This is a genomic window from Curtobacterium sp. B18 (assembly GCF_000333375.1).
In the GTDB taxonomy this organism is placed as follows: domain Bacteria; phylum Actinomycetota; class Actinomycetes; order Actinomycetales; family Microbacteriaceae; genus Curtobacterium.
The window spans coordinates 1-2,972 of record NZ_BACZ01000199.1 but is presented as its reverse complement, the minus strand read 5'-3'; the positions used below and the strand labels follow the sequence as shown (position 1 = coordinate 2,972).

General features: G+C 71.8%; 4 protein-coding genes. 2 read left to right on the top strand and 2 right to left on the bottom strand.

The annotated features are described in order from the left end of the window. On the top strand, positions 1–427 hold a 427-nt coding region (locus tag I5E_RS05245; protein WP_022906063.1), incomplete at its 5' end, for a GNAT family N-acetyltransferase. A 122-nt stretch (positions 428–549) separates the two neighbouring features. Further along, positions 550–750, top strand: a complete 201-nt coding sequence (locus I5E_RS05240; protein ID WP_022906062.1) for a hypothetical protein — start codon at positions 550–552, stop codon at positions 748–750. Positions 751–759: 9 nt separating this feature from the next. Here I5E_RS05240 and I5E_RS05235 read toward each other — a convergent pair whose 3' ends face one another. Beyond that, a complete protein-coding gene (locus I5E_RS05235) occupies positions 760–1,095 on the bottom strand; it encodes a hypothetical protein (RefSeq protein WP_049973444.1) in 336 nt (111 codons plus the stop codon). A 593-nt stretch (positions 1,096–1,688) separates the two neighbouring features. Further along, positions 1,689–2,876 carry a MalY/PatB family protein gene (locus I5E_RS05230; protein WP_022906060.1) on the bottom strand — a complete coding sequence of 396 codons (1,188 nt, stop codon included), beginning with the start codon at positions 2,874–2,876 and terminating at the stop codon, positions 1,689–1,691. Between the last annotated feature and the right edge of the window lie 96 nt (positions 2,877–2,972).

Below are 2,972 nucleotides of genomic sequence, written 5' to 3'. Positions count from 1 at the left end.
CCGTGTCCTCAACGAGGCGTGGATCAGCCGGTTCTTCACGCTCGAGGACGAGGACCGGAAGCTCCTGGGCGACCCGCTCGGGCAGATCGTCGAGCCCGGTGGCGCGGCCTTCGTCGCACGGCTCGGATCGGACGGGCCGGTCATCGGCTGCGTCGGCATCGCGCCCGTCGGGCCCGGGGTGTTCGAGCTGGTCAAGATGGCCGTCTCGCCCGAGCACCAGGGGCACGGCACCGGCCGGAAGCTCATCGCCGCGGCGCTCGAACGTGCCCGGGCGATCGGTGCGCACCGGGTGGTGCTGGAGAGCAACGCGCAGCTGGCCAGCGCGGTGCACCTGTACGAGGCGTTCGGGTTCCGGCACCTCGGCCACGACGAGGTCGCGCCGAGCCCCTACGCGCGCGCCGACGTCCACATGGCGCTCGACCTCTGACCCGCCGACCGGCGCGACCGAGCCGGCCGGCGCGACCGTCGCGTCCGGGCCGAGCGCCGCGTCCGGGCCGGCCGGCGCGTCCGGCGCGTCCGCCGCGTCCGGGCAGCCGGTACGCTCGCGGCATGGCGACACACGAGGTGCAGGCCGTCCGCGAGCGCGGCGCGTGGCAGGTGTTCATCGACGGGTTCCTGGTGACCGAGGTCACCCGGTGGCCGTCCGTCGGGTTCGTCGCCCGCGAGTGGATCGCGCTCACCGAAGAGGTGCCCGCGCGCGAGGTCGACATCACGATCCGCGTGGTCGGCCGCAACCAGTACGTGGCCTGACGTCCCCCGTCAGCGAGCAGCTGCGACGAGCTGCTGCGCCCGTTGGTGCGACACGTGGAGCAGCGGGCCGATCTCCCGCACGGTGAGCCCGGACTCGTGGAGGACAAACGCCGCAGCTGCGGTCTCCCTCGCCGCCTCGACGCGCGCACGCTCGGATTCCTCCCGAAGCGCCCGGGCACGGTCCAGGTGTGCCTGCGCCGCTTCGGGCATCGCCACCTCGACAACGAGCTCGAACGACTCCGGATCACGGTCGTCGTTCATCAGCGAGAGCCAATCGCGAGCCATGAGCTCGATCTCGCGTTCGCGCTTTGCCTGCGTCCGGACGACCCCGTCGATCGAGATCACCCAGTACTTCGTGCCTCGTTCGGCTCGTACCGTGTGTCGGCTCATCGTCGGCCATCTCCTTGTCGTTCGCATTCGCGGAGGATGCTGCGCGCCGTCAGCTCCTCCACCTCTCGGTGTCTCGGGACGGCGATCGTGTTCGGACCGAACCGGAACAGGTCGTGACGCCCGCCGTGGCGCTGGAACACGAACCCGACACCCTGCTCGTCGGCTTTCCGAGCAAGCCGGCGGAGCAACTCCGTGCGCCTCACGGTAGTTGCCCAACTGTCGGTAGGCAACTCTGTCTAGTTCCGTTGGACAAGTGAGATCCGTGTGGTCGCATGCACCGCCCGTGACGGGCCACAGACCGCTGCGCCGGAGCAGCGACACCACCGGTGGACAGGTGTGGCCAGCGGGGCGCTGTGGAGGAATGTCTGGGCACGGGCCGACGCCGCGCGCTGCGACCGTCTGCGCGACCTGCACGGACCGTTCGTGGTGCCCTCGGCTCGCCGCCTCATCGAGGCGCGCCGGACCGAGCAGCCGACCCGCGCCTCCAGGGCGACGCCGACAGCCGACAGCCGACAGCCGACAGCTGACGGCTCACACCCGCCCGCCGCTCACGCGACGTGCCAGACCAACCCCTCCTGCGCACTCGACGGGTAGGCCGCGGCGATCCGCAGCACCGCCTCGCGCAGCGTGTCCGGCGAGCACGCGAGGTTCAGCCGCGCGAAGCCGCGCCCCTGCGACCCGAAGCCGAGTCCGGAGTTGAGCGCGACGTAGGCGTGCTCCCGCAGTGGCACCGCCGGGTCGTCGCCCAGCCCGATGCCGCGGAAGTCGAGCCACGCCAGGTAGCCCGCTCGCGGTCGGGTGTACACGACGCCGGGCAGGTGTTCGGCGAGCAGGGAGCCGAGCAGTCGCTCGTTCGCGACGATCCGGGCGACCACGTCGTCGAGCCAGTCCGTCGCCAGGCTGAACGCCGCGAGGTTCGCGTGCAGACCGAGGATGCTCGTGCGGCAGGCGACCTCCTCCCACAGCGTGTCGAGGAGCGCTGCCGTCCGTGCGTCCCCGGCGACGATGATCGAGCACTTCACGCCGGCGAGGTTCCAGCCCTTGCTCGCACTCGTGACGCAGATGCTCCGCGCACCGGCGGGTTCGGCGACCGCGGCGAACGGGGTGAACCGGACGCCGGGGTGCGTCAGCGGTGCGTGGATCTCGTCGCTGATGACGAGGACGTCGTACCGTGCGGCCAGTTCGGCGAGCGCCACGAGGTCGTCGTGGTCGTGCACGAGGCCGACGGGGTTGTGCGGGTTGCAGAGCAGGAAGACGCGGACGCCGTCGGCGAAGGAGCGCTCGAGCGCCTCGAGGTCGAGCCGGTACACGCCCCACTGTTCGAGCAGGGGGACCTCGGCGACCTGACATCGGGCCTCTTCGATGAGCTCGAAGAACGGCGGGTACACCGGCGGGGTGATCGCCACGCGGCCACCGTCGGGAAGGGCGAGCCGCAGCGACTCGACGATCCCGACGCTGACGTCCGTGGCGAGGTAGACCCGGGCCGGGTCGACGTCCCAGTCCCACCGGTCCTTCGCGAACGCGGCGAACGCCGGCGCGAGCGGGCCGGGACCGTCGAGGTAGCCGAGGTCGGACTGCTGCACCCGCTCGATGAGCGCCTGCCGGATCGCCGGTGCGACCTCGTGGTCCATCTCGGCGACGAACAGGGGCAGCACGTCGGGCGCGTACCGCGTCCACTTGATGCTCGTGCGGACCCCTCGGAGCGTGCCGACCGGGTCCTCCTCGTCGTGCGCCATGCGTCCCAGCATGCATCGGACTGGAGGCGCGGCGCGAGTCCGGCCGTCATCCTGCGTCGCGCGGGGGCCACGCTGCGGCCGGGGCCGGATCGCGCC